This window comes from Candidatus Pelagibacter sp. PS_17 (genome assembly GCF_059417945.1).
In genome coordinates, this window is the sequence record NZ_CM182073.1 from 35,694 (window position 1) to 57,653 (window position 21,960).

Consider the following 21,960-nt stretch of genomic DNA (forward strand, 5'->3'; position numbering starts at 1 on the left):
ATGGCTAGAGTAAAAAGAGGCGTAACAAGTCACGCAAAACATAAAAAAGTTTTAAAAGCTGTCAAAGGTCAATGGGGCAGAAGAAAAAGTACCATAAGAGTTGCAAAGCAAGCTATGGAAAAAGCTATGCAATATGCATACAGAGATCGTAGAACTAAAAAAAGAGAATTTAAATCTTTATGGATACAAAGAATTAATGCAGGTGTTAGATCTGAAGGAATAACTTATTCAAAATTTATTAATGGTTTAACTAAATGTGGAATTAAGTTAGATAGAAAAATACTAGCTGAAATAGCATACGATAGCCCAGAAGCCTTTAAAACGATCGTTCAAAAAGCTCAATCGGCACTAAATTAATCTTCACTATTGTTTTTCTTCGGTGAAGAAATAATCTCTCAATATGTCTGATATTAAAAAAATAAAAGATGAATTTCTTTTAAAGTTAAAAGAAAATTTAGATTTAAATCAAGTTAATCAACTTAAAACAGAACTATTTGGTAAAACTGGGTTAATCAGCTCGCAATTTAAACAGCTTGGAAATTTAGCAGAAGAAGAAAGAAAAAAATTTGCATCAGATTTAAACTTAGTCAAAAGTGAACTTGAAAATTTAATTACTATAAAAATTGATGATATTGAAAAAAAAGAGATTAACAAAAAATTAGAAAAAGAAAAAATAGATATAACTTTACCAGAGAGACCTTTTGTTCAGGGAAAAATTCATCCTGTATCTCAAGTTATAGATGAAATTTCTTCAATTTTTTCAGAAATTGGTTTTAGTGTAGAAGAGGGACCAGATGTTGAAAATGAATATAATAATTTTACTGCGTTAAATACACCTGATAACCATCCTGCAAGAGATATGCATGATACTTTTTATCTAGATGATGCAAAAGAGCTACTTTTAAGAACACATACTTCACCAGTTCAAATTAGAACAATGCTTAATGATAAACCACCTTTTAAAATAATAGCACCAGGGCGAACATATAGATCTGACAGCGATCAAACTCATACTCCAATGTTTCATCAAGTTGAAGGGCTACATATTGATAAAAATATAAATATGGGGCATTTAAAAGGATGCTTAAATTATTTTATTAAAGAGTTTTTTGAGGTTGATAAAATTAAAATGAGATTTAGACCCAGTCATTTCCCATTTACAGAGCCATCTGCAGAAGTTGATATTGGTTATGAAATAAAAGATGGAAGAATAGTAATTGGGGAAGGTGATAAATGGCTAGAAGTTTTAGGTTGTGGAATGGTTCATCCCAATGTTTTAAAAAATGTTAAAGTAAACCCTGATGAATTCCAAGGTTATGCATTTGGAATAGGAATAGATAGGCTCGCAATGTTGAAATATGGCATTAATGATTTAAGAGCCTTTTTTGATTGTGACTATAGATGGCTAAATCATTTTGGATTTGATCCAATAGATGTCCCAACAAACTATAGGGGCTTAAGCCGATGAAGATTACAACAGAATGGCTCAAAGATCATCTAGATACCAAACTTAATGAAAATCAAATCATCGATAAACTTACAGATATTGGTTTAGAAGTAGAGGGTGTTGATAGTCAATCAGGAGAGCTTGATCAATTTGTAATTGCTAAAATTCTGAAGGCTGAAAAGCATCCTGATGCAGATAGGCTTAGAGTATGTGATGTTGATATAGGTTCGGGCAAACCAGTAAAAGTTGTTTGTGGAGCTCCAAATGCTAAAGAGGGTTTATTAACAATTTATGCTCCTCCTGGTGCTGTAGTGCCAAAAAGTCAAATGAAATTGGTGGTAAGTAAAATAAGAGGTGTAACCTCATATGGAATGCTTTGTTCAGAATCTGAACTTAACCTATCAAACGAAAGTGATGGCATAACAGAGCTTTTACCAGAAAAATATAACAAAAAAGTAGGAGAAAATTATTTTCCAAAAAAAAATTTAAATGTAATTGATATCTCTATTACACCAAATAGAGCAGATTGCTTAGGGGTTAGAGGAATAGCAAGAGATTTAGCTGCTGCAGGCGCGGGAAGATTAATAAATCAAAAAGAAAAAAAACTTGATAAAAAAAATAAACAAACAATTAGTGTAAAAATTGAAAATGAAAAAAATCAACCATGCATATCCTTTGGCAGTTGTTTAATTAAAGGAGTAAAAAATACTGAAAGTCCAGAGTGGCTAAAAGACAAAATAATTGCTATAGGCCAAAAACCTATTTCGGCAATAGTTGATATTACAAATTATGTAATGTTTGATTTGAATAGACCACTTCATGCATATGATGTTGATAAAATAGATAAAGGAATAGTTGTAAGAAATTCTAAAAAAGGTGAAACATTCGAAGCATTAGATAATAAGGAGTATAAATTAGAGGATGAGATGTGTGTCATATCAGATGGGTCAGGCGTATTAGGTCTTGGAGGCATAATAGGAGGCACAAGAACTGGAACTGAGCTGGACACAAAAAATGTGTTAATTGAGTCTGCTTACTTTAGTCCACGATCAATCAGAAAATCATCTAAAATCTTGAATATAGATACGGATGCAAAATTTAGATTTGAAAGAGGTATTGATCCATTATCAATTGATCAAGGACTTGAAAGAGCAGCTAATTTAATACAAGAAATATGTGGTGGTGAAGTTAGTGAATTTGATATTCAAAAAATTGAAGATGTTAAAAAAAAATCATTAAAATTTGACCCCTCTTTGTTTAAAAAAATTACTGGATTTAATATTGATATAAAAGAAATGATAAAAATCTTAGATAACCTAGGATTTGAAATTAAAGAAAACAAGGGAATGCTAGATGTCGTTATACCATCTTGGAGACCAGATATTTCACAAGAAGTTGATGTGGTAGAAGAACTTGTAAGAATTAAGGGTTATGATCAAATTAAAATTATTGAACCTGAAAAAATTAGAAAAAAGCAAACATTAAATTTAAAACAAAAATTATTTCATTTTTTACAAAGATCTATTGCTTCTAAGGGGTATTTTGAAGCTATCACATGGTCTTTTACTGATAGTAAAATTAATCAACTATTCATTGAAAATAACAAAGAAATTAAAATAATTAATCCTATAAGTTCTGATTTGAACGTTTTGCGAAATTCAATTTTTTCTAATTTGATAATTCATTTGAATAAGAATTTAGGAAGAGGATTTAAAGATTTGTCATTTTTTGAAATAGGTCCAACTTTTTTAGGATCTGAGCCAGGTGAGCAACAGACAGTAGCTACTGGATTAAGATCAGGAAAATTGGCTAGGCAGAGCTGGCTGGAAAAAGAAAGATTAATAGATGTGTTTGATGTTAAAAGTGATGTTATCAAAAGTTTAGTTGAAGCAGGTTATAATAAAGATAAGCTCTATATTGATGATGACACACCAAGCTATTATCACCCTGGAAAATCAGGAAGAATATTCCTTAACAAAGGAAAAGAAAAAGTAGTTGCTTTTTTTGGTGATATTCACCCAGGTATATTAAAAAAATTAGATATTAAAGTCGAGTCTTTAGTGGGTTTTGAAATATTTTTAGACAATTTAAAACAGCCAAAAAAATCATTAAAAGATCAAAAAACTCACTATAAATATTCAGATTTTCAAAAATCAGAAAGAGATTTTGCTTTTGTTTTAGAGAAAAATTTTAAAGTTCAAGAATTAATTGAAATCATCTCTAATGTAGACAAAGAGTTAATAAAATCTGTCAAAGTATTTGATGTTTATGAAGGAGCAAATATTCCTGAAGGTAAAAAATCAATTGCATTAAATGTAATTATTCAATCTTTAGAAAAAACTTTGGCTGAGGATGATTTAAACAAAATTAATCAACTTATTATTTCAGCTGTTGAATCTAAAACTGGTGCTAAGATTAGATCATAATCATGACAAAAATTGATCACATCAGAAACTTTGCAATCATTGCGCATATTGATCACGGTAAATCAACAATTGCAGATAGGATAATTCATAGTTGTGGTGGCCTAACTGAAAGAGAAATGAAGGCACAAGTTCTAGACTCAATGGATATTGAGAGAGAAAGAGGCATAACTATTAAAGCTCAAACAGTTAAACTTAATTATAAAGCAAAAGATGGTAAAGAGTACATTCTAAACATAATTGATACTCCAGGACACGTAGATTTTAGCTATGAAGTTAGTAGATCTCTGTATGCATGTGAGGGATCTATTTTAATTGTTGATAGTACCCAAGGAGTAGAGGCTCAAACATTGGCTAATGTTTATCAAGCTTTAGATACCAAGCACGAGATAGTACCTGTACTAAATAAAGTTGATTTACCTGCATCAGATTTAGAAAAAACAAAGAAGCAAATAGAAGAGGTCATTGGTATTGATACTGAAAATGCCATACCTTGCTCTGGAAAAACAGGTGAGGGTATAGAAGATATTCTAGAACAAATTATTGTGTCACTACCAGCTCCAGAAGGAGAAAAAGATGCTGATTTAAAATGCTTATTAGTTGACAGTTGGTATGACACTTACTTAGGGGTGGTTATTCTAGTTAGAGTTATTAATGGAAAAATTTCAAAAAATATGAAGATTAAAATGATGTCTACTGACCAAGAATATATAATTGAAAAAGTAGGTGTGTTTACTCCAAAAGCAACCGATGTTAATGAATTAAACGCAGGAGAAATTGGTTTTATAACAACAGGAATAAAGATTTTATCAGAAACAAAAGTGGGAGATACTATTTGTGATGCAACTAAACCACCTCAAGAAGCACTTCCTGGATTTAAACCTAGTAAGCCAGTTGTATTTTGTGGTTTGTTTCCTGTAGATAGCTCTGAATACCAAAAATTAAAAGATGGTTTAGGCAAACTTCAATTAAATGATGCTAGTTTTTCATATGAGGCAGAATCGTCATCTGCGTTAGGTCTTGGCTTTAGATGTGGTTTTTTAGGTCTCTTGCATTTAGAAATTATAACTGAAAGATTAGAAAGAGAATTTGATATAAATTTATTAACCACAACACCAGGGGTTGTTTATAAAGTTCATATGAACAAAGGAGACATAATAGAGTTACAAAATCCTTCAAGTTTACCAGAGCCTACTCTAATCAAATTTATTGAAGAGCCTTGGATTAAAGCAACAATTATTACACCAGATCAATATCTAGGTGCAATTATAAAGGTTTGTCAGGATAAAAGAGGAGTACAAACAAACCTAAGTTATTCGGGTAATAGAGCTGTTTTAAATTATGAAATCCCTCTAAACGAAGTTGTTTTTGATTTTAATGATAGACTTAAATCAATGACTAGTGGCTATGCAAGTTTTGACTATGAGATCATAGGTCATAGAGAGGGTGATTTAGTAAAATTAGGAATACTTGTTAATGCTGAGCCAGTAGACGCTTTATCAATGATGGTTCATAAAGATTTTGCACAAACTATTGGAAGAGAGGTATGTGAAAAATTAAAAGATTTAATCCCACGTCATAATTTTATGATTCCAGTACAGGCTGCTATTGGTGGAAAGATTATAGCAAGAGAAACCATTAAAGGTTTTAAAAAAGATGTTTTAACAAAAATTCATGGTGGTGGAGCTAGAGATAGAAAAAGAAAACTACTAGATAAGCAGAAAAAAGGAAAAGCTAGAGGTAAACAGTTTGGAAAAGTTGAAATACCACAAGAAGCCTTTATTGGTGTGCTTAAAATTAATAAAGAAAAATAAATGAGGATCTTTGATTGTTTTTTGTACAATGGAGAAAAAATTGTCTTAGATATAAGACTAAATACATTGTCAAAGTATATTGAAAAATTTATAATTGTTGAGTCAAAATATGATCATCAAGGAAACAAAAAAAAACTTACTTTTAAAATAGATGATTTTAAAAAATTTAAAGAAAAAATCATATATTTAATTATTGAAAAGTTTCCAGAAAAATTATCAAATTGGGAAAGAGAAAATTATCAGAGAAATTATTTAAATGAAGGGTTAGCACTAGCCAATGAAAATGATTATATAATTATCTCAGATGTAGATGAAATTCCAAATTTAACAAAAATTAAAGACTTAAAAAATTATAAATTTACGGTCTTTGAGCAAAAAATGTTTTATTATAAAATAAACCTTCATAATAAAACAGAGCCATTTTGGCATGGTAGTAGAATTTGTAAAAAAAAATATTTGAAATCACCACAGTGGTTGCGAAATCAAAAAATTAAAAACTATCCTTTTTGGCGGTTTGATAAAATTAAATGGAATATTATCAAAAATGGAGGATGGCATTTTTCATTTTTAATGAATCCTGATCAGATAAAAAGCAAAATAAAATCATTTGCACACGCAGAATATAATAATGAATATTATACAAATTTAGAAAAAATAGAAAGATCGATAGAAAATAAAATTGATTTATTTAATAGACCCTTATCATATAAAAAAGATAATATTGATGAAATGTTTCCTAAGTATATTATTGATAATAAAGAAAAATTTAAAGAATGGATTATATAACAAAGACTTTAAAGGGGAGAGATGGCCGAGCGGTTTAAGGCGCACGCTTGGAAAGTGTGTGTACTGTCAAAGGTACCCAGGGTTCGAATCCCTGTCTCTCCGTCATTAGATATTTTCGTATTAAAAACTTATTAGTAGTATAATAAAAAGATGATTAACATAATAAAAAAATTATTCAAATTTTTTAAAAAAGAAAAAGTATATAAAAATTATTTTTTGAAAGATAATTTAAAAAAAGAAATTGAAACTAATCTTGCAGAAGTAGGTAAATGGAGTTATGGTAATCCTAGTATTTATCGTTGGGATTGGAAATCTAGAGTTATAATAGGTAATTTTTGTTCTCTTGGCCCAGATATAAATTTTTATGTTGGTGGAGACCACAGAGCTGATTGGATAAGCACTTCACCATTACCAGCTAGTCAGTTCAACAAAACCTTCAAAAAAACAAAATCTATAAAAAATTTTGGCAAATCTAAAGGTGATATAGTTATTGGCCACGATGTTTGGATTGGTGGTAGATCTACAATTTTATCTGGTGTTACAATTGGTACTGGTGCAATAATTGCAGCGGGCTCTTTAGTGGTAAATGATGTTGAGCCTTATACTATTTCTGGTGGAAACCCAAATAGGGTAATTAAAAAAAGATTTGAAGACAGTATTATAAAAAAAATTCTAGATACAGAATGGTGGTTTTTAAAAGATGCAGAAATAGATGATTTATCAAAATTTTTACTATCAAGTGATACAGAAAACTTTTTCTCATATATAAACAGTATAAAAAAAAAGAATTAAACTAACTTAAAATTGCTATTTATCTAATATTTGGCCGTTTCCAAGACTTTTTTCCAAGATATGAATTGTAAAGCCCTGCAAATCTATTTTGGTATATTAAAAATTTTTTTTTATTTAGGAAATAATAAAACAAAAGTTTTATGAATGATTTAAATAATTGATAAATAGTTTCTTTAAGTCCCCGTATATAAGAATAGTTTTTTTTGTAATAGTAAAACTTTGACCACATATAATGCCAGTTTCTATTTAATTCTACTTCTGTATTATATTTTGTATCTATAGATGAATTTCCAATATGCTTAATATATAGATTTCTGCATAGTAATATTTTTTTATTATTTTTTAGACATCTAAAAAATAAATCATTTTCTTCAAAATATAGAAATATTTTTTCATCATAAAAGCCAATTTTATTTAATTCTCTCATATTGAATAATAATGCACAACCTTCAACAAATTGCATACTTGACACTTCTTGTGATTGATTTTTATCAATAAAGTGATTACTTTTATAAATATAATTTTCTAAATTAGGAGCTATAATTGCCCAGTCAGTATTAGCATTTGCAACTTCAACTAATTTATCAATAGTATTTTCATCAAATTCTGTATCTACATCTAAATATAGCGCATATCTTGTGTCAATTATCTCTAGGGCAAAATTTATCCCACCGCCATTTCCCAAATTGTTTTTTGGTATAATAACTTTTACGTTCTCAAATAAATTTTCAAGATCATTCTTTAAATTTTCAGTAATTGCATTATCGGTAACGATTATTTGGTATTTTTTTGGTATTATTTTGAGAATTTTTTTGATTATTTTGTCAGAATAAAAAGATACCATACAGATGGTAATCAATTCATTATATTCTTTCATCTAATAATTCTTTTAAATAATCAGAATATTTATTTTTTCCATAAAAATTTATTCTGGATCTTAATTGATTTTTATTTATCCATTTTTTTTTAAAAGCAATTTCTTCTATGCAGCCAATTTTTAAATTTTGTCTATCTTGTAATATTTCTACATAATTACTAGCTTTTAATATGTCTTCGCTAGTTCCTGTATCCAGCCACACAGATCCTCTACCCAACTCAGTAATTAAAAGTTTTTTTGATTTTAGATAAACTTTTAGTAAATCAACAATTTCTAACTCTCCTCTTTTAGAATATTTAAGTTTTTTACTAAATTTTGAAACTTCTCGATCAAAAAAATATAAACCTGTAATAGCTTTTTTGGATTTAGTTTTTTTAGGTTTTTCTGTTATTTTAATATTATTTTTTAAAGTTTCTATAACACCATAATCTTGAGGGTTTTTTACGTTATAAGAAAAAATATTAGCACCAGACTTAAATTTCAATGAGGTATTACTTAATAACTCAACTAAACTTTGACCATGAAAAAAGTTATCACCCAGTATCAAAGCAACAGAACTATTTTTTATAAATTTTTTTCCTAGTATAAATGCATCTGGTAATCCTTTTGGTTTATTTTGAGTTGCATAGGTAATTTTAATTCCAAAGCTTTTGCCGTTACCTAATAAGCTTTTAAAAGAAGGCTGATCTGATGGTTTTACAATAATCAAAATATCTTTAATATTTAGTAACATTAGAATAGATAAAGAATAAAATATAATTGGCTTGTCAGCTATAGGTATCAATTGCTTAGATATTGCTTTTGTACTTGGCCCAACTCTTGAGCCCATACCACCTGCTAATATAATTCCTTTTTTAATCATTAATAATCCCTAATCTCTTTACAATATCTTTTTTTTTTAAATTTTTATAGTAAGAATTATTGTCTAAATACCAATCGACAGTATCTTCTAAACCAGAAAAAAAATTTTTTTTAGCAGACCAGTTTAATTGTGTCTTAATTTTTTTACTGTTTATTGCATACCTTAAGTCATGGCCAGGTCTATCTTTTATAAATTGAATTTTAACCCTGGAACTTACTTTAATTTTTTTCTTCATTATTTTTAACAATGCCCCACATATTTGTATATTATTGAAATTTTTATTGGAGCCTATATTATAGAACTCACCAATTTTACCTTTTCTGAAAACTTTAATTAAGGCTTCACAATGATCTTTTACATAAATCCACTCTCTAGAATTCAAGCCATCACCATAAAGAGGTAGTTTTTTTTTATTTATTATATTGTAAATAATTTTAGGTATAAGCTTTTCAGGATGTTGTTTTGGACCAAAGTTATTTGAACAATTTGTTATTATTGCTGGAATATTATATGTTCTAATATAAGAATATACTAAGTGATCTGAAGAGGCTTTACTTGCTGCATAGGGTGAACTTGGTTTGTAAGCAGTTTTTTCGTCAGATCTACCACGTTTTATGTCACCAAAAACCTCATCTGTTGAAATGTGAATTAATTTTGATTTATTATATCTTTTTGAATACTTTTTGAAACTTTGTAGTAAATTATATACTCCAATAATATTGCTTTTGATAAAGTTTTCAGGATTATCTATGGATCGATCAACATGTGTTTCTGCTGCTAAATTAAAAATACAGTCAGGTTTAAATTTATTGATTATTGAGTCTAATTTTTTAAAATTATTTAAATCACATTTATAAAATTTATAATTTTTATTTTTTTTAAAATTTTTTGTGTTATAAAAATTTGATGAATAGGATATCTTATCAACATTTATTACTTGAAAATTTTTTTCTAACAGCAATTCTATTAAATTACTTCCTATAAAACCTAACCCACCAGTAACTATTACATTTTTTTTTAACATAAAGGTTTTATTATCATTTATTTATTGTTTTAATTGTGTAAATAATTTAGATAATCTACTTGTAAATAACTTATTTTCAAAATTTTATTATTAAATGTCTTTTAAAGAACTATCAATTATGTCTGATAAAAAAGGTACAGTCCTATTTTATCCCTATATACCCAAAAAAAGTCTTAAGATTTTAGAAAAAACATTATCAACAAGATGGATAGGACAAGGCCCAATGGTTGATAAATTTGAAAAAAAGTTTTCAGATCTTTTTTTAGGTGGAAAAGAATGTGTTTCTACAGGCTCTGGTACTGATGCCCTTCATTTAGCTTATCTATTAGCAGGAATAAAAAAAAATGATGAAGTAATAACTCCAGTTTTTACTTGCACAGCCACGAACATTCCATTGCTATATATAGGCGCAAAAATAAAATTTGCAGATGTTGATCCAAAAACAATGAATATCTGCATTGCTAGTTTAAAAAGACTTATCTCTAAAAAAACTAAAGCCATAGTCTGTGTTCATTATGGAGGCATTCCTTGTGATATGAGTGAAATAAGAAAACTCGCAAAAAAATATAAAGTAAAAGTTATTGAAGATGCTGCCCAGGCATTAGGTGCGGAGTATAATAATAAAAAAATTGGCGATATAAGTGATTTTACAACCTTTAGTTTTCAGGCAATTAAACATATTACAACGGGTGATGGTGGAATGTTATGTATAAAAGATTCAAAGTTAGTTGATGTTGCAAAAAGAATGAGATGGTTTGGTATAGATAGAAAAAAAAAGCAGCTAGGTGTTTGGGAAAATGACGTCAAAGAAATAGGATACAAATACCAACTAACAGATCTAGGGGCATCCATTGGATATCAAGGACTTCTTGATTTTAAAAAAATACTTTCCCATAGAATTAAAATAAATGAAATATACCTTAAAAACTTATCAAAAAATCCAAATATTATATGTATCCATGATCATGATAGAAAAAAAAAATCAGCTGCTTGGTTATTTACAATATTGACTAAAAAAAAAGATTACCTACAAAAAAAATTAAGGGAAAAAAATATAGAAACTAATCAAGTACATTTTAGAAATGATAAATATTCAATATTTAAAAAGTTTACTAAGAATCAAAATTATAAAAATATGGATAAGATTGAGGATCAATATTTAGTATTACCAATACACACAAAAGTGTCAGCAAAGGATGCTGAATATATTTGTAAATTGATTAATTCTTATATTTAAAAAAACATGCTATAAAATTGGCACCTCTAAAAATTACAAAGTTGTGAAAATTTACTGTCTATTCAAAAAAAATTAAAAACTATTTAAAAAAGCGATTCATTGATCCATTTTTTGTGGATTAGTCTAATTAATTTCCCTCTTTTTTTTATAAAAATGTTATAATTATTGTATTTTCAATACAAAAATATGAAAAACAACTCAACATATCAAGCAGACTCCATCAAAGTTTTAAAAGGTCTTGAAGCTGTTAGAAAAAGACCTGGAATGTATATTGGTGATACCGATGATGGAACAGGTTTGCATCATATGGTCTATGAGGTTGTTGATAACTCAATAGACGAAGCCTTAGCAGGACACTGTAAAAATATAGATGTTAAAATAAACTCTGACGGAACAATTACAGTTAGAGATGATGGTAGAGGAATACCAGTTGATATGCATAAGGGTGAAAAAATGTCTGCTGCAGAAGTTATTATGACTCAGCTTCATGCTGGAGGAAAATTTGATCATGATTCATACAAAGTATCGGGTGGTTTACATGGTGTTGGAGTTTCAGTTGTAAATGCATTATCAGAAAAATTAAAATTAGAAATCGATAGAGATGGAAATAGATATTTTATAGAATTTAAAGATGGAGCCTCAAAAGCACCTCTTAAAGTTATAGGAAAATCAAAAGAAACTGGAACACAAATAACTTTTTTACCATCAAAAGAAATATTTTCTTCAATTAAATTTACTCCAAGTATAATTATTAAAAGAATGCGTGAACTTGCATTCTTGAATAAGGGAATAAAAATAACTGTTAACGATTTAAATCAAAAAAAAGAAAAAATAATTGTATTTAAGTTTGATGGAGGAGTTTTAGAATTTGTTGATTTTTTAGACGAAAAAAGAGAAAAACTTGTAAATAAAACTGGTAATGATTTATTTAAGAAGCCTATTTATATTGAAGGAAAAAAAGACAATATTGAAATTGAATGTTCTTTAAAGTGGAATGCAAGTTACGGAGAAGACATCTATCCATATACAAATAACATTTATCAAAAGGATGGTGGTACCCATTTATTAGGATTTAGGAGTGCCCTTACTAGAGTCATTAATAAATATGCTACAGAACATAATTTATTAAAAAAAAATAAATTAACTATTTCAGGAGATGATATTAAAGAGGGTCTTACATGTGTAATTTCAGCAAAGATACCTGACCCTAAATTTTCTTCTCAAACAAAAGATAAGCTTGTTTCATCAGAAGTTAGAATGATTGTTGAAAGTATTGTTAGTGAAAAACTTTCAATATGGTTTGATCAAAACCCAACTTTATCTAAGATTATTTTAGCTAAAGTAATGCAGGCAGCTCTAGCAAGAGACGTTGCTAGAAAAGCTAGAGAAAATGTTAGACGTAAAGGTGCTTTAGAATTAAGTGGATTACCTGGAAAATTGGCAGATTGTCAAATAGGTAAACAAGAGGGAACAGAATTATTTATTGTTGAGGGAGATTCTGCAGGCGGTTCTGCTAAACAAGGAAGAAATAGGTCAAATCAAGCCGTTTTACCCCTTAGAGGTAAAATTCTTAATACCTATGTGGAAGAGATTGTTCTTAAAAAAAATAGCAATAGAGATGGAAGCGAACATAGAACAAAATCTTTATCAAAAATGATGTCATCTAATGAGGTTGTGACTTTAATTAACGCACTTGGCCTTGATCCAAAAGTTGAAGATATTGATTTGAAAGATTTAAGATATGGAAAAATTATTATCATGACTGATGCTGATGTTGATGGTTCTCATATACGAGCATTATTACTAACATTCTTTAACAATAAGCCATTTAATAAACTAATTGAAAATGGACATGTTTATCTTGCACAGCCACCTTTATTCAAGATCAATAAGGGAACAAAAGGCATTTATATAAAAGATGAAAAAGAGTTAGAAGATTATATTTTAAAGAATAATAAAGAATTACAAAAAATTAAAAAAGGAACAAAAGAATTCACTAAAGCTTATGAAGATGAAAAATCTAGAATGAGCATTCAAAGGTTTAAGGGATTAGGTGAGATGAACCCAGAAGAGCTATGGAATACTACGTTAGACCCTGAAACAAGAAATTTATTACAAGTACAATACTCAAAAGATATAAAAAAAGATCAAGATTTAATACACACATTAATGGGTAATGATGTTGCATTGAGAAAAGATTTTATTGTTTCAAATGCAATTAATGTTCAAAATCTAGATATCTAATAATGAAGTTTTTCGAAACTTCTAAATATTTTTCATTAAAAAAATCGACCTATATCAATCTAAGATGGATTGCTATTATTGGCCAACTTATAACAGTTAATGTTATTTATTTTGTTTTTGATTTTAGATTTAATCTAATTCTAGAAAATTCAATAATTTTGATTGGAGCGCTAAGCAATCTTTATTTAATCTATATTAACAAAAACACACAACTGTCAGATAAAACAGCATTTCTTTTTTTATCTATTGATATTTTACAACTGAGTTGTTTGATTTATTTAACAGGTGGAATTATAAATCCTTTTTCAATTTTTTTGATTATCCCAGCTATATTTTCCTCATCCAATTTAGGTTTTAGGAGTAATTTATTGTTAGTCAGCCTCACAGTTTTAGTGATTATTTTTCTTACTTTTTTTAATCAATCTTTGCCCTATCCAATTAAAGAACATTTTCACGTAGACAGCTATTATTACTATTCAATTCCAATCGCATTAATTATTGCTTTAATTTTTTTAAATTATTTTGCCTTAACCTTTGGATCAGAATCTAGAATAAGGAAAGAGGCACTAAATAAAATGGAAGAAATCATGTCAAAAGAACATGAGCTATTATCATTAGGAGGACAGGCCGCTGCCGCTGCACATTCATTAGGTACACCGTTTTCAACAATGAAGATTATCTCCACTGATTTATTGGAGCGATTTAAAGATAATGAAGATGTTAAAAAAGATATTGAGTTATTATCCAGTCAATTAGAGAGATGTAGTGAAATTTTAAAAAAATTAACATTAAACCCAATAATCGAAGATAATTTTATTGATCGTGATTTAACAATGGCAGAATACGTAAGTGAAATAGTCAAGTCATTCCAAGAAGCAAGTAAAAAAGATTTTATTGTAAATTATGATCAAAATTCAAATCCACTAAATATAACTAAATCAATAGAAATTGTTTATGGACTAAGAAATTTTATCGGTAATGCAAATAAGTTTTCTGAAAATAAGATTTTTATTAATATAAAAAGTGATAGTGATTTCACAGAAGTTATGATTGAAGATGATGGAGAGGGATACCCAAAAGATGTTTTGAGTAAAATTGGAGAGCCTTATATTAAATCTTTTAAGTCTTCAATAAAATCTAAATCTGGATTAGGTCTTGGAATTTTTATAGGCAAAACTTTACTTGAAAAAAATTATGCAAATATTTTATGCAGAAATTCCCAAACAAGAAGTGGGGCTGAAGTAAGTATTAAATGGAAAAATCAAGATCTTTTAAAACTTTAATGTAGTTTTTTTTTATTTTCAAATAAGCCACTCAATTGTGAAACCATAACATCTCCAAGTTCATGCACATCTGTTATTTTAATAGCTTTATTGTAATATCTAGAAACATCATGCCCAATACCGATAGCTAAAATTTCAACGTCACTCTTAGTTTCTATAAATTTAACCATTTTTTTTAAATGTTTTTCTAAAAAATCTCCTGAATTAACTGATAAAGTTGAGTCGTCAACTGGGGCACCATCTGAAATAACCATCAGTATTTTCCGTTCTTCTTTTCTTTTTTTAATTCTATTATAGGCCCACGAAATAGCTTCCCCATCAATATTTTCTTTTAATAATCCTTCTTTAAGCATTAAGCCTATATTGTTTTTCGCCTGCCTCCACTGAGTGTCTGCACCTTTATAAATTATATGTCTTAAATCATTTAATCTTCCAGGGTTTTTTGGCTTATCATTTTTAGTCCAAGCTTCTCTGCTTTTACCACCTTTCCAATTTTTTGTAGTAAAGCCTAAAACCTCTACTTTTACTGAGCATCTTTCTAAGGTTCTAGATAATATATCTGCACAAAGTGCAGCAATTGTTATTGGCCGACCTCTCATGGAACCAGAATTGTCTATTAACAAGGTTACGATTGTGTCCTTAAAATCAAGATCTTTTTCTTTCATAAAAGATAAAGAATTATAAGGATCCATAATTATTCTAGTTAATTTTGAGCTATCTAATAAACCTTCTTCTAAGTCAAACTCCCAAGCTCTATTTTGTTTTGCAAGGAGCTGCCTTTGTAGTTTGTTAGCAAGCTTAGTAATTAAATCTTGAAACCCGACAAGTTGTTGGTCTAAATTTTTTCTTAATTTTTGTGTTTCTTTTATATCTTCTAATATTTCAGCTTTTGCAATTTCATCAAATTCTGTGGTGAATACCTTGTAATCTAGATCAATATTATCAATATTTGTTTTTTGTAAAACACTTTCTGCGCTCTCTTTTAAAGAATCCGAGTCTTCTAATTGTTCTTCCATCTGCTGGTCGCTTAGATCAAAGCCAGCATCTAAACTAGTCTGGCTATCATCTTGATTATTTTCTTCCTCTTTGTCATCAGACTGGCCGTCATTATCGTTCTCTGATTTATTATCTTGCTCATTTTCTTGTTCATCGTTTTCTTCATTATTTTCTTCATTATTTGAAGCAAAGACATCCATATTCTCTAAAATTTCTGAAAATTTTAAACTATAATTATTTTGATCTTCCAAATTTTTACTTAAAAAATCAAAATGCTTATCAATAGATTCGTCAAATTCTTTCTTCCAAAAATCTAACATTTTTGTAGACACATCATTGAGTTCTAATTTAAAGAATTTGTTTAACATATATAATTCAAAAGCTTCATTCACAGGAACATCTTCTTTATTTTTTAATTGTTCTTTACCATTAGAAAGTATTTTTTGGTTATAATTTTCACTTAAATTTTTTCCAACTCCTTTAAGCATTTTGCCCCCAAGAAGTTCATACCTGATTTTTTCAGCAATATTATATAAAGATTTACAAGAAGGATTATTAGGTAGGTTTTTATTAAATATTTCTTTATTTGAAAATTTTTTCTTTAAGGCTCCAGAGTCAGTTTCTGCTCTTAGTTTAACAAAATCGTTTTTATTTGATAAATTGGTTACATCAAAAAAATCAGTTTTTTTATTACTTAAATCTTTATCTAATTTTTTAACATCTAATTTATAATCTTCAGAAATTACTTTAGCTGTAGAAATTAATGCTTGTTTAAATTGCTCTTTAAAATTGTTTTCTTTTGAGCTCATTTAGATCTGAATATTAACCATCGACTCTGGTAATTCTTCTCCAAAACATCTCTGATAATATTCAGCTATTGTATTTTTTTCTATATCGTCACACTTATTCAAAAAAGTGACCCTAAAAGCATAACCTGTGTCTTTGAAAATTTCTGCATTTTCAGCCCAATGAAGTACCGTCCTTGGACTCATTACAGTTGATATATCTCCAGCTATAAAGCCCTTTCTAGTTAAAGATGCAACTTTAATCATGTTAGAGACTTTTTCTTTACCTTTTGGATTGTTTAAATTTTTATTTTTAGCAAGAACGATTTCCATTTCTCTATCAAGACTAAGATAGTTTAAAGATGTTACAATATTCCATCTATCCATCTGCCCTTGGTTAATTTGTTGAGTACCATGGTACAATCCTGTTGTATCCCCTAGACCAACTGTATTTGAAGTCGCAAATAATCTAAAAAATTTATTTTGTTTTATAACTTTATTTTTATCTAAAAGAGTGAAATTACCTTCAGCTTCCAACACCCTTTGAATAACAAACATCACGTCTGGTCTTCCTGCATCATACTCATCAAAAACAAGTGCAACAGGGTTTTGAATGGACCAAGGTAAAATACCTTCTTTAAACTCAGTAATCTGTTTTCCATCTTTTACAACAATTGCATCTTTTCCAATAAGATCAATTCTACTTACATGACTGTCTAAATTCACTCTAATACAAGGCCAGTTTAATCTAGCTGCGATTTGTTCAATGTGAGTAGACTTTCCTGTACCATGATAGCCTTGAACCAAGACACGTTTATTGAAAGCAAAACCTGATAAGATAGCAAGGGTAGTATCTCTATCAAACTTATAATTTTTATCTATTTCAGGAACGTATTCACTTCTTTTAGAGAAAGCGTCAACTTCCATATCTGAATCAATTCCAAAACTTTGCTTTAAAGACATTTTAATGTCTGGTTGTATGTTCAAATTAGGTGTCAATTTTTTCCTTATAAGTATTTTTTAGCTGAGTATAAGCCAAAGTAATTAATTTAAGTTTTTCTTCGTATTCTTTATTTCCCAAATTAATATCAGGGTGAAATTTTTTGACAAGAGTTTTGAACTGATCTTGTATTTGTCCCCATTTTTGGCCAACTGAAACACCCAGAATACTAAAAGCTTTAATATCATTAGCATCAAATTTGAATTGATTCATATGGTTATATTCACCTCTAAGTTTGGTTTTATCAAACTCATCTTTTAAAGTATTGTTCCATAGAACTTTAAAAAAATTATCTGAAGAGCTAAAGCTCTGAGTGGGTTTATGCCAGGTCATGTCAGACTTTAAAAAATCAAATACCTGCTCATCATCCATTCCTTTAAAATAATTCCAATTTTTATTGAATTCTTTAACATGAGCTAAGCAAAGCAATCTGTAGCGTTTGCTATTATCTTTCTCAATTGGTGCCTTATATTCACCAGTATCAAAGCAATTATTCCAATCACAAATATTTTTCATGCTGTATAGTAATAAATTATTATTTATGAATATAAACGAATTAATTAAAATTGTTAAAAATAAACTTGAAGCAAAAATTATTATACAAGATCTTAAAATTGAAGATAAAAGTTTTTTACATAAAAATCATAAAGGAAATCAAGAAGGAATGTTCCATCTAAAATTAATTATTAAATCTGAAGAGCTTAAAAAATTAAATAAGATAGTATCAACCAAGAAAATCTATAATATTTTAGATCATGAGTTGAAAGAACACATACATTCTATTCAAATACTACTTAGTTAATTCTTTTTTTAAAAAGAGATTAATAGTTTTTTCATTAAACTGTAATTTGTAAACTGGAGAACCTATTCTTTTAAGCAAAACCAGACTAATTTTTTTTGTATTATTTTTTTTATCTTTTTTCATAAAAGATAAAATTGTATTTAAATTTTTTATTGAAAAGAATTTATTAATATCACTTGGAAGATTTAGGTCATTTAAGTGACCATCAATTAATTCAAATTCTTTTTTATTTAAAATTTTATTTAATAAACTAAATCTAGCAGCAGTTTTAACACCGAGGATAACTGCTTCACCATGATTTAACTTTGCTGAATAACGCAGTGTTGCTTCAAAGGCATGAGCAAAGGTATGTCCAAAATTTAGTATTTTTCTTATACCTAATTCTTTTTCGTCAGCCTCAACTACTTTTTTTTTAATCAAGCAGCTTTGATGAATAGCTGTTTGTATAAAGGGACTTTTTAATTGGATAATTTTTTTTCCATTTTTATTTAAAAAATAAAAAAATTTTTTTCCATTAATAAGTGAGTGTTTTAAAATTTCACCATAGCCACATACAACTTCTCTTTTTGGTAAAGAGTTTAAAAAGTTAGTATCTGATATAACTAGACTAGGTTGATAAAATGAGCCAATTAAGTTTTTACCATATTTGGTGTTTACACCTGTTTTGCCTCCGATTGATGAGTCGACCTGTGAAAGTAGTGTAGTTGGTATATTTACAAACTTTAAGCCTCGCTTAAAAGTACTTGCTGCAAAGCCTGATACATCACCAGTAATACCACCACCAATAGAAATTAAACAATCATTTCTATTAAAACTTTTTTTTAAAAGAATTGATGTGATTTCATTGACACTTTTTAGATTTTTATTTTTTTCACTCGCATTAAAATAATGAATTGAAACAGATCCTTTTGGTAAAGATTTTAAAGTATCTTTTACTAAATTTTTTGGAATATTTTTGTCAATTACTAGAAGACATTGATTAAAATCAATAGAATTTTCTTTCAAAAATTTATTTACTTTTTTTAAAATATTATTTCCAATAATAATTGAATATTGTTGACTGTTGGTGTTAACTTTTAATTTAATTAAGCTCATATGTTTTTATTATTGTTTTAACTATTTCACTTTTTGTTAATTTATTACAGTTTATTTTAAAATTAGCTTTTGAATATACTTTCTTTCTTTTATTAATAATGGCTTTAATTTCAAGATCAGTTGAATTTGAGGCTAAGGGTCTTTTTTTGCTACCTTTAATTCTTTTAATTAAAACTACATCATCCCAATCGAGCCAAAAAGAAAAATGATTTTTTAAAATATCTTTTCTTATCTTGTCATTAATAAAACTACCTCCACCCAAAGAAACAACAACTTTTTTATTTTTTAAAGACTTAATAGTTATTTTTTCCTCTAAATTCCTAAAGTATGCCTCGCCATTTATTTTAAATATTTCTGAGATGGTCATACCAGCATGTTCTTCAATTAAATTGTCTATATCAATGAATGGAATATTTAATTGTTTGGAAACCATAGCTCCAATAGAAGATTTGCCTGACCCCATCATACCTAAAAAAACAAGGTTTTTATTTGAATTCATAAGCTTTCTTTATTGAAAAAACACAAATATGTCTTAATTTGAAATTACTAAAGAATATATGCAATTTTCAAAAAACACAAGTAATGGGAGTGGTAAAAGTTTATTAATCAAAATAGTATTTGTGCTAATTATTTTTATTGTAGCCATAGTACTACTTGGTAAAATTGAATTTCCATCTCCAAATAAAGACATTGAAAAAATCATCCCTAATGAAAAATTTAAAATTGTTAAGTAAGAACTATTTTTTAGTTATATTATTTTTCTTATTTTTTGGTTTTGCAACCAACTCACAAGAACCAGTGGATATCTGGGAAGTAGGAGAAAAAAAATCTAAAGAAAACATAATCTTAACCGAAGATGAAGCGGAAAAAAATATTCCACAGAATAGTATTTATGAAATGCAGTCCCAAAAAGAAGGGGAATTAAGTATAGAAGAAACACAAACTTTAATTTCAAAAGAAAAAAAATTAATTGGAATTTATGATCCTGCAGAAAATGGTTTGGATATTAATATGTGGTCTAATTCTAATGGAGATCAAATTTTAAATATCTTTAAAAGAATAGATAAATTGGAACTTTCAAGAGATGCTGCAGAGATTTTGGATGTTTTATTATTAACAAATGCACATTATCCAGAAATGAATATTTCAAAAGAACAGTTTTTAGAAATTAAATCAAAGTGGCTTATTAAACGCTCAAACTTTGACTTGATTGAAAAATATTTATTAAATAATGAGATTATTAATGAGCATCCAAAACTTACTAAACATTTAGTAGATCATTATTTGTCTCAATCAGATGTTAAAAAAGCTTGTGAAATTTTTTCTAAAATTAATGAACCGATACAAGATTTATATTTATCTAAATTCAATATTTATTGCTTAATTAATAATAATAAAAGAGATGAAGCTCAATTGCTTATCGATCTTCAATTAGAATTAGGCATTGCAGATAAGTTTTTTAATAAAAAAATTGATTATTTGATGGGGTATAAAACAGAACCAGCAACAGAAGTTTCAGAAAAAACAATTTTAGATTTCCATTTATCTCACAGAACGAACCCAGAATTTAAATTTGAACCAAAAAATACTACATCCAGGCAAATATGGAAATATCTATCAACTTCAAATCTATTAGATGATATCAGTGATATTGAGCTTACAGATATAGAGAAAATTACGAGTATTGAAAAAGCAACACATGAAGGAAATTATGCAGAAAAAGAATTATTTGAACTTTATAAGAGATTTCAATTTAATATTAATCAATTATTAAATATTAAAGAGTCAACAAAAGTACTCTCAAGAATAGAGACAAGAGCGCTAATTTATCAAGGAATTTTAATTACTACTGAAATTGAGAATAAGTTACAGTTAATGAATGCCCTCAAAAATTCTTTCAAGAATGACGGTATTGAGAATGCATTTAACATAGAATTAAAAAATTTTTTAAAAAATATAGAAGAGAACAAGGTACCTTCAAATTTTACAACATTTTATCAAGATAATTTAGGTAATGAAGAGACAGAACAAGCAAATATTAAAATAAATAATAAAATTTTACATCAATCAAAATTAATAAATTATTTAAAATTAGAAAAATCTAAAAATGATCCCACAAAAGATATAAATGATTTCTTAAAAAAGATAAAAAAAGATAAAAAATATTTTTTTTCTAAAAAAGATGTAATTTTAGTTGAGACCTTTAAGTCCGATGGTGTCAAGATTTTAGATAAGTATGATGATTTATACCAAATAAACGATTCAGAAATACCTTCTGATATTCAAATATTTGTTAACAGTGGTGATATGGCTGCTGCATTGCTTAGAATTGTTGAGGTTATAGGGCAGGACAGCTTAAATGCCATTGATGAAGATACGTTATACTTTATTATAAGCACACTTAATCAGCTAAATGCGGATCCACTAAGAAATAAAATACTCTTTAAAGTTCTTCCTTTAAAAGTTTAAAATTTATACTAAAATAATCAACCA

Annotated in this window: 20 protein-coding genes and 1 tRNA gene; 13 read left to right on the top strand and 8 right to left on the bottom strand. The window is 27.9% G+C overall.

Going from position 1 to position 21,960, the window contains the following annotated elements:
- The 7 genes from rplT (at position 1) to AC5SML_RS00200 (ending at position 7,262) form a co-directional block, all read left to right on the top strand.
- A complete protein-coding gene (rplT, locus tag AC5SML_RS00170) occupies positions 1–357 on the top strand; it encodes a 50S ribosomal protein L20 (RefSeq protein ID WP_006997461.1) in 357 nt (118 codons plus the stop codon).
- Positions 358–400: 43 nt separating this feature from the next.
- The gene (pheS, locus tag AC5SML_RS00175) at positions 401–1,468 is read left to right on the top strand and encodes a phenylalanine--tRNA ligase subunit alpha (RefSeq protein WP_494617201.1); all 1,068 of its coding nucleotides are present in this window, start codon (positions 401–403) and stop codon (positions 1,466–1,468) included.
- Positions 1,465–3,873, top strand: coding sequence for a phenylalanine--tRNA ligase subunit beta (pheT, locus tag AC5SML_RS00180; RefSeq protein WP_494617202.1), 2,409 nt, complete (start codon positions 1,465–1,467; stop codon positions 3,871–3,873). The genes pheS and pheT overlap by 4 nt, the downstream gene beginning before the upstream one ends.
- A 2-nt stretch (positions 3,874–3,875) precedes the next feature.
- Positions 3,876–5,684 (top strand): translation elongation factor 4, encoded by a 1,809-nt coding sequence (gene lepA, locus AC5SML_RS00185; protein ID WP_494617204.1) that lies wholly within the window; start codon positions 3,876–3,878, stop codon positions 5,682–5,684.
- Positions 5,685–6,470 carry a glycosyltransferase family 17 protein gene (locus AC5SML_RS00190; RefSeq protein ID WP_494617206.1) on the top strand — a complete coding sequence of 262 codons (786 nt, stop codon included), beginning with the start codon at positions 5,685–5,687 and terminating at the stop codon, positions 6,468–6,470. It begins immediately after the preceding gene.
- Positions 6,471–6,485: 15 nt separating this feature from the next.
- A tRNA-Ser gene (locus tag AC5SML_RS00195) sits at positions 6,486–6,572 on the top strand.
- Positions 6,573–6,620: 48 nt separating this feature from the next.
- Positions 6,621–7,262 (top strand): CatB-related O-acetyltransferase, encoded by a 642-nt coding sequence (locus AC5SML_RS00200; protein WP_494617207.1) that lies wholly within the window; start codon positions 6,621–6,623, stop codon positions 7,260–7,262.
- Between the two features lie 19 nt (positions 7,263–7,281).
- Here the strand turns inward: AC5SML_RS00200 and AC5SML_RS00205 are convergent, their stop codons facing one another.
- The 3 genes from AC5SML_RS00205 to rfbB are packed head-to-tail and all read right to left on the bottom strand — an operon-like array spanning position 7,282 to position 10,025.
- Positions 7,282–8,139, bottom strand: coding sequence for a glycosyltransferase (locus tag AC5SML_RS00205; RefSeq protein WP_494617208.1), 858 nt, complete (start codon positions 8,137–8,139; stop codon positions 7,282–7,284).
- Complete coding sequence (locus AC5SML_RS00210) at positions 8,126–9,001, bottom strand: sugar nucleotidyltransferase (RefSeq protein WP_494617210.1); 876 nt, start codon at positions 8,999–9,001, stop codon at positions 8,126–8,128. The genes AC5SML_RS00205 and AC5SML_RS00210 overlap by 14 nt, the downstream gene beginning before the upstream one ends.
- Complete coding sequence (gene rfbB, locus AC5SML_RS00215; RefSeq protein ID WP_494617211.1) at positions 8,994–10,025, bottom strand: dTDP-glucose 4,6-dehydratase; 1,032 nt, start codon at positions 10,023–10,025, stop codon at positions 8,994–8,996. Before rfbB ends, AC5SML_RS00210 begins: the two co-directional genes overlap by 8 nt.
- A gap of 118 nt (positions 10,026–10,143) precedes the next feature.
- Here rfbB and AC5SML_RS00220 point away from each other — a divergent pair, with 118 nt between their 5' ends.
- From AC5SML_RS00220 to AC5SML_RS00230, 3 genes are all read left to right on the top strand, one after another.
- Positions 10,144–11,262: a DegT/DnrJ/EryC1/StrS family aminotransferase gene (locus AC5SML_RS00220; protein ID WP_494617213.1), complete on the top strand. Its 1,119-nt coding sequence runs from the start codon at positions 10,144–10,146 to the stop codon at positions 11,260–11,262.
- Between the two features lie 186 nt (positions 11,263–11,448).
- Positions 11,449–13,506 (top strand): DNA gyrase subunit B, encoded by a 2,058-nt coding sequence (locus tag AC5SML_RS00225; protein WP_006997457.1) that lies wholly within the window; start codon positions 11,449–11,451, stop codon positions 13,504–13,506.
- A gap of 2 nt (positions 13,507–13,508) precedes the next feature.
- Entirely contained in the window at positions 13,509–14,789 is a 1,281-nt protein-coding gene (locus tag AC5SML_RS00230; protein ID WP_494617214.1) for an ActS/PrrB/RegB family redox-sensitive histidine kinase, read from the top strand.
- Here the strand turns inward: AC5SML_RS00230 and AC5SML_RS00235 are convergent.
- From AC5SML_RS00235 to AC5SML_RS00245, 3 genes are read right to left on the bottom strand one after another with little or no spacing between them, the layout of a single operon-like run.
- Entirely contained in the window at positions 14,786–16,594 is a 1,809-nt protein-coding gene (locus AC5SML_RS00235; protein ID WP_494617215.1) for a cobaltochelatase CobT-related protein, read from the bottom strand. The two genes, AC5SML_RS00230 and AC5SML_RS00235, sit on opposite strands and share 4 nt — an antisense overlap.
- Positions 16,595–17,569: a cobaltochelatase subunit CobS gene (gene cobS, locus AC5SML_RS00240; RefSeq protein WP_006997454.1), complete on the bottom strand. Its 975-nt coding sequence runs from the start codon at positions 17,567–17,569 to the stop codon at positions 16,595–16,597.
- The gene (locus AC5SML_RS00245) at positions 17,559–18,086 is read right to left on the bottom strand and encodes a J domain-containing protein (RefSeq protein WP_494617217.1); all 528 of its coding nucleotides are present in this window, start codon (positions 18,084–18,086) and stop codon (positions 17,559–17,561) included. Before AC5SML_RS00245 ends, cobS begins: the two co-directional genes overlap by 11 nt.
- Before the next feature lie 25 nt (positions 18,087–18,111).
- Between AC5SML_RS00245 and AC5SML_RS00250 the strand changes: the two genes are divergently transcribed.
- A complete protein-coding gene (locus tag AC5SML_RS00250) occupies positions 18,112–18,372 on the top strand; it encodes a BolA/IbaG family iron-sulfur metabolism protein (RefSeq protein ID WP_494617218.1) in 261 nt (86 codons plus the stop codon).
- Here AC5SML_RS00250 and aroB read toward each other — a convergent pair.
- Positions 18,361–19,467 carry a 3-dehydroquinate synthase gene (gene aroB, locus AC5SML_RS00255; RefSeq protein WP_494617219.1) on the bottom strand — a complete coding sequence of 369 codons (1,107 nt, stop codon included), beginning with the start codon at positions 19,465–19,467 and terminating at the stop codon, positions 18,361–18,363. The genes AC5SML_RS00250 and aroB overlap by 12 nt on opposite strands.
- Entirely contained in the window at positions 19,454–19,966 is a 513-nt protein-coding gene (locus AC5SML_RS00260) for a shikimate kinase (protein WP_271726405.1), read from the bottom strand. The genes aroB and AC5SML_RS00260 overlap by 14 nt, the downstream gene beginning before the upstream one ends.
- Before the next feature lie 58 nt (positions 19,967–20,024).
- Here AC5SML_RS00260 and AC5SML_RS00265 point away from each other — a divergent pair, with 58 nt between their 5' ends.
- Both AC5SML_RS00265 and AC5SML_RS00270 read left to right on the top strand, forming a co-directional pair.
- Positions 20,025–20,201, top strand: a complete 177-nt coding sequence (locus tag AC5SML_RS00265; RefSeq protein ID WP_494617220.1) for a hypothetical protein — start codon at positions 20,025–20,027, stop codon at positions 20,199–20,201.
- Entirely contained in the window at positions 20,176–21,936 is a 1,761-nt protein-coding gene (locus AC5SML_RS00270) for a hypothetical protein (protein WP_271726404.1), read from the top strand. Before AC5SML_RS00265 ends, AC5SML_RS00270 begins: the two co-directional genes overlap by 26 nt.
- The last annotated feature ends 24 nt before the right edge of the window (positions 21,937–21,960 follow it).

Excerpts from the sequence above, each read along its gene's own strand:
- lepA (WP_494617204.1), top strand. The coding sequence starts at position 3,876 with ATGACAAAAATTGATCACATCAGAAACTTTGCAATCATTGCGCATATT.
- AC5SML_RS00200 (WP_494617207.1), top strand. The coding sequence starts at position 6,621 with ATGATTAACATAATAAAAAAATTATTCAAATTTTTTAAAAAAGAAAAA.
- AC5SML_RS00190 (WP_494617206.1), top strand. The coding sequence starts at position 5,685 with ATGAGGATCTTTGATTGTTTTTTGTACAATGGAGAAAAAATTGTCTTA.
- AC5SML_RS00230 (WP_494617214.1), top strand. The coding sequence starts at position 13,509 with ATGAAGTTTTTCGAAACTTCTAAATATTTTTCATTAAAAAAATCGACC.
- AC5SML_RS00210 (WP_494617210.1), bottom strand. The coding sequence starts at position 9,001 with ATGATTAAAAAAGGAATTATATTAGCAGGTGGTATGGGCTCAAGAGTT.
- AC5SML_RS00245 (WP_494617217.1), bottom strand. The coding sequence starts at position 18,086 with ATGAAAAATATTTGTGATTGGAATAATTGCTTTGATACTGGTGAATAT.
- AC5SML_RS00220 (WP_494617213.1), top strand. The coding sequence starts at position 10,144 with ATGTCTGATAAAAAAGGTACAGTCCTATTTTATCCCTATATACCCAAA.
- AC5SML_RS00260 (WP_271726405.1), bottom strand. The coding sequence starts at position 19,966 with ATGAATTCAAATAAAAACCTTGTTTTTTTAGGTATGATGGGGTCAGGC.
- pheT (WP_494617202.1), top strand. The coding sequence starts at position 1,465 with ATGAAGATTACAACAGAATGGCTCAAAGATCATCTAGATACCAAACTT.
- AC5SML_RS00205 (WP_494617208.1), bottom strand. The coding sequence starts at position 8,139 with ATGAAAGAATATAATGAATTGATTACCATCTGTATGGTATCTTTTTAT.
- AC5SML_RS00250 (WP_494617218.1), top strand. The coding sequence starts at position 18,112 with ATGAATATAAACGAATTAATTAAAATTGTTAAAAATAAACTTGAAGCA.
- rfbB (WP_494617211.1), bottom strand. The coding sequence starts at position 10,025 with ATGTTAAAAAAAAATGTAATAGTTACTGGTGGGTTAGGTTTTATAGGA.
- pheS (WP_494617201.1), top strand. The coding sequence starts at position 401 with ATGTCTGATATTAAAAAAATAAAAGATGAATTTCTTTTAAAGTTAAAA.
- AC5SML_RS00235 (WP_494617215.1), bottom strand. The coding sequence starts at position 16,594 with ATGAGCTCAAAAGAAAACAATTTTAAAGAGCAATTTAAACAAGCATTA.
- AC5SML_RS00225 (WP_006997457.1), top strand. The coding sequence starts at position 11,449 with ATGAAAAACAACTCAACATATCAAGCAGACTCCATCAAAGTTTTAAAA.
- aroB (WP_494617219.1), bottom strand. The coding sequence starts at position 19,467 with ATGAGCTTAATTAAATTAAAAGTTAACACCAACAGTCAACAATATTCA.
- AC5SML_RS00270 (WP_271726404.1), top strand. The coding sequence starts at position 20,176 with ATGAAAAATTTAAAATTGTTAAGTAAGAACTATTTTTTAGTTATATTA.
- AC5SML_RS00265 (WP_494617220.1), top strand. The coding sequence starts at position 20,025 with ATGCAATTTTCAAAAAACACAAGTAATGGGAGTGGTAAAAGTTTATTA.
- rplT (WP_006997461.1), top strand. The coding sequence starts at position 1 with ATGGCTAGAGTAAAAAGAGGCGTAACAAGTCACGCAAAACATAAAAAA.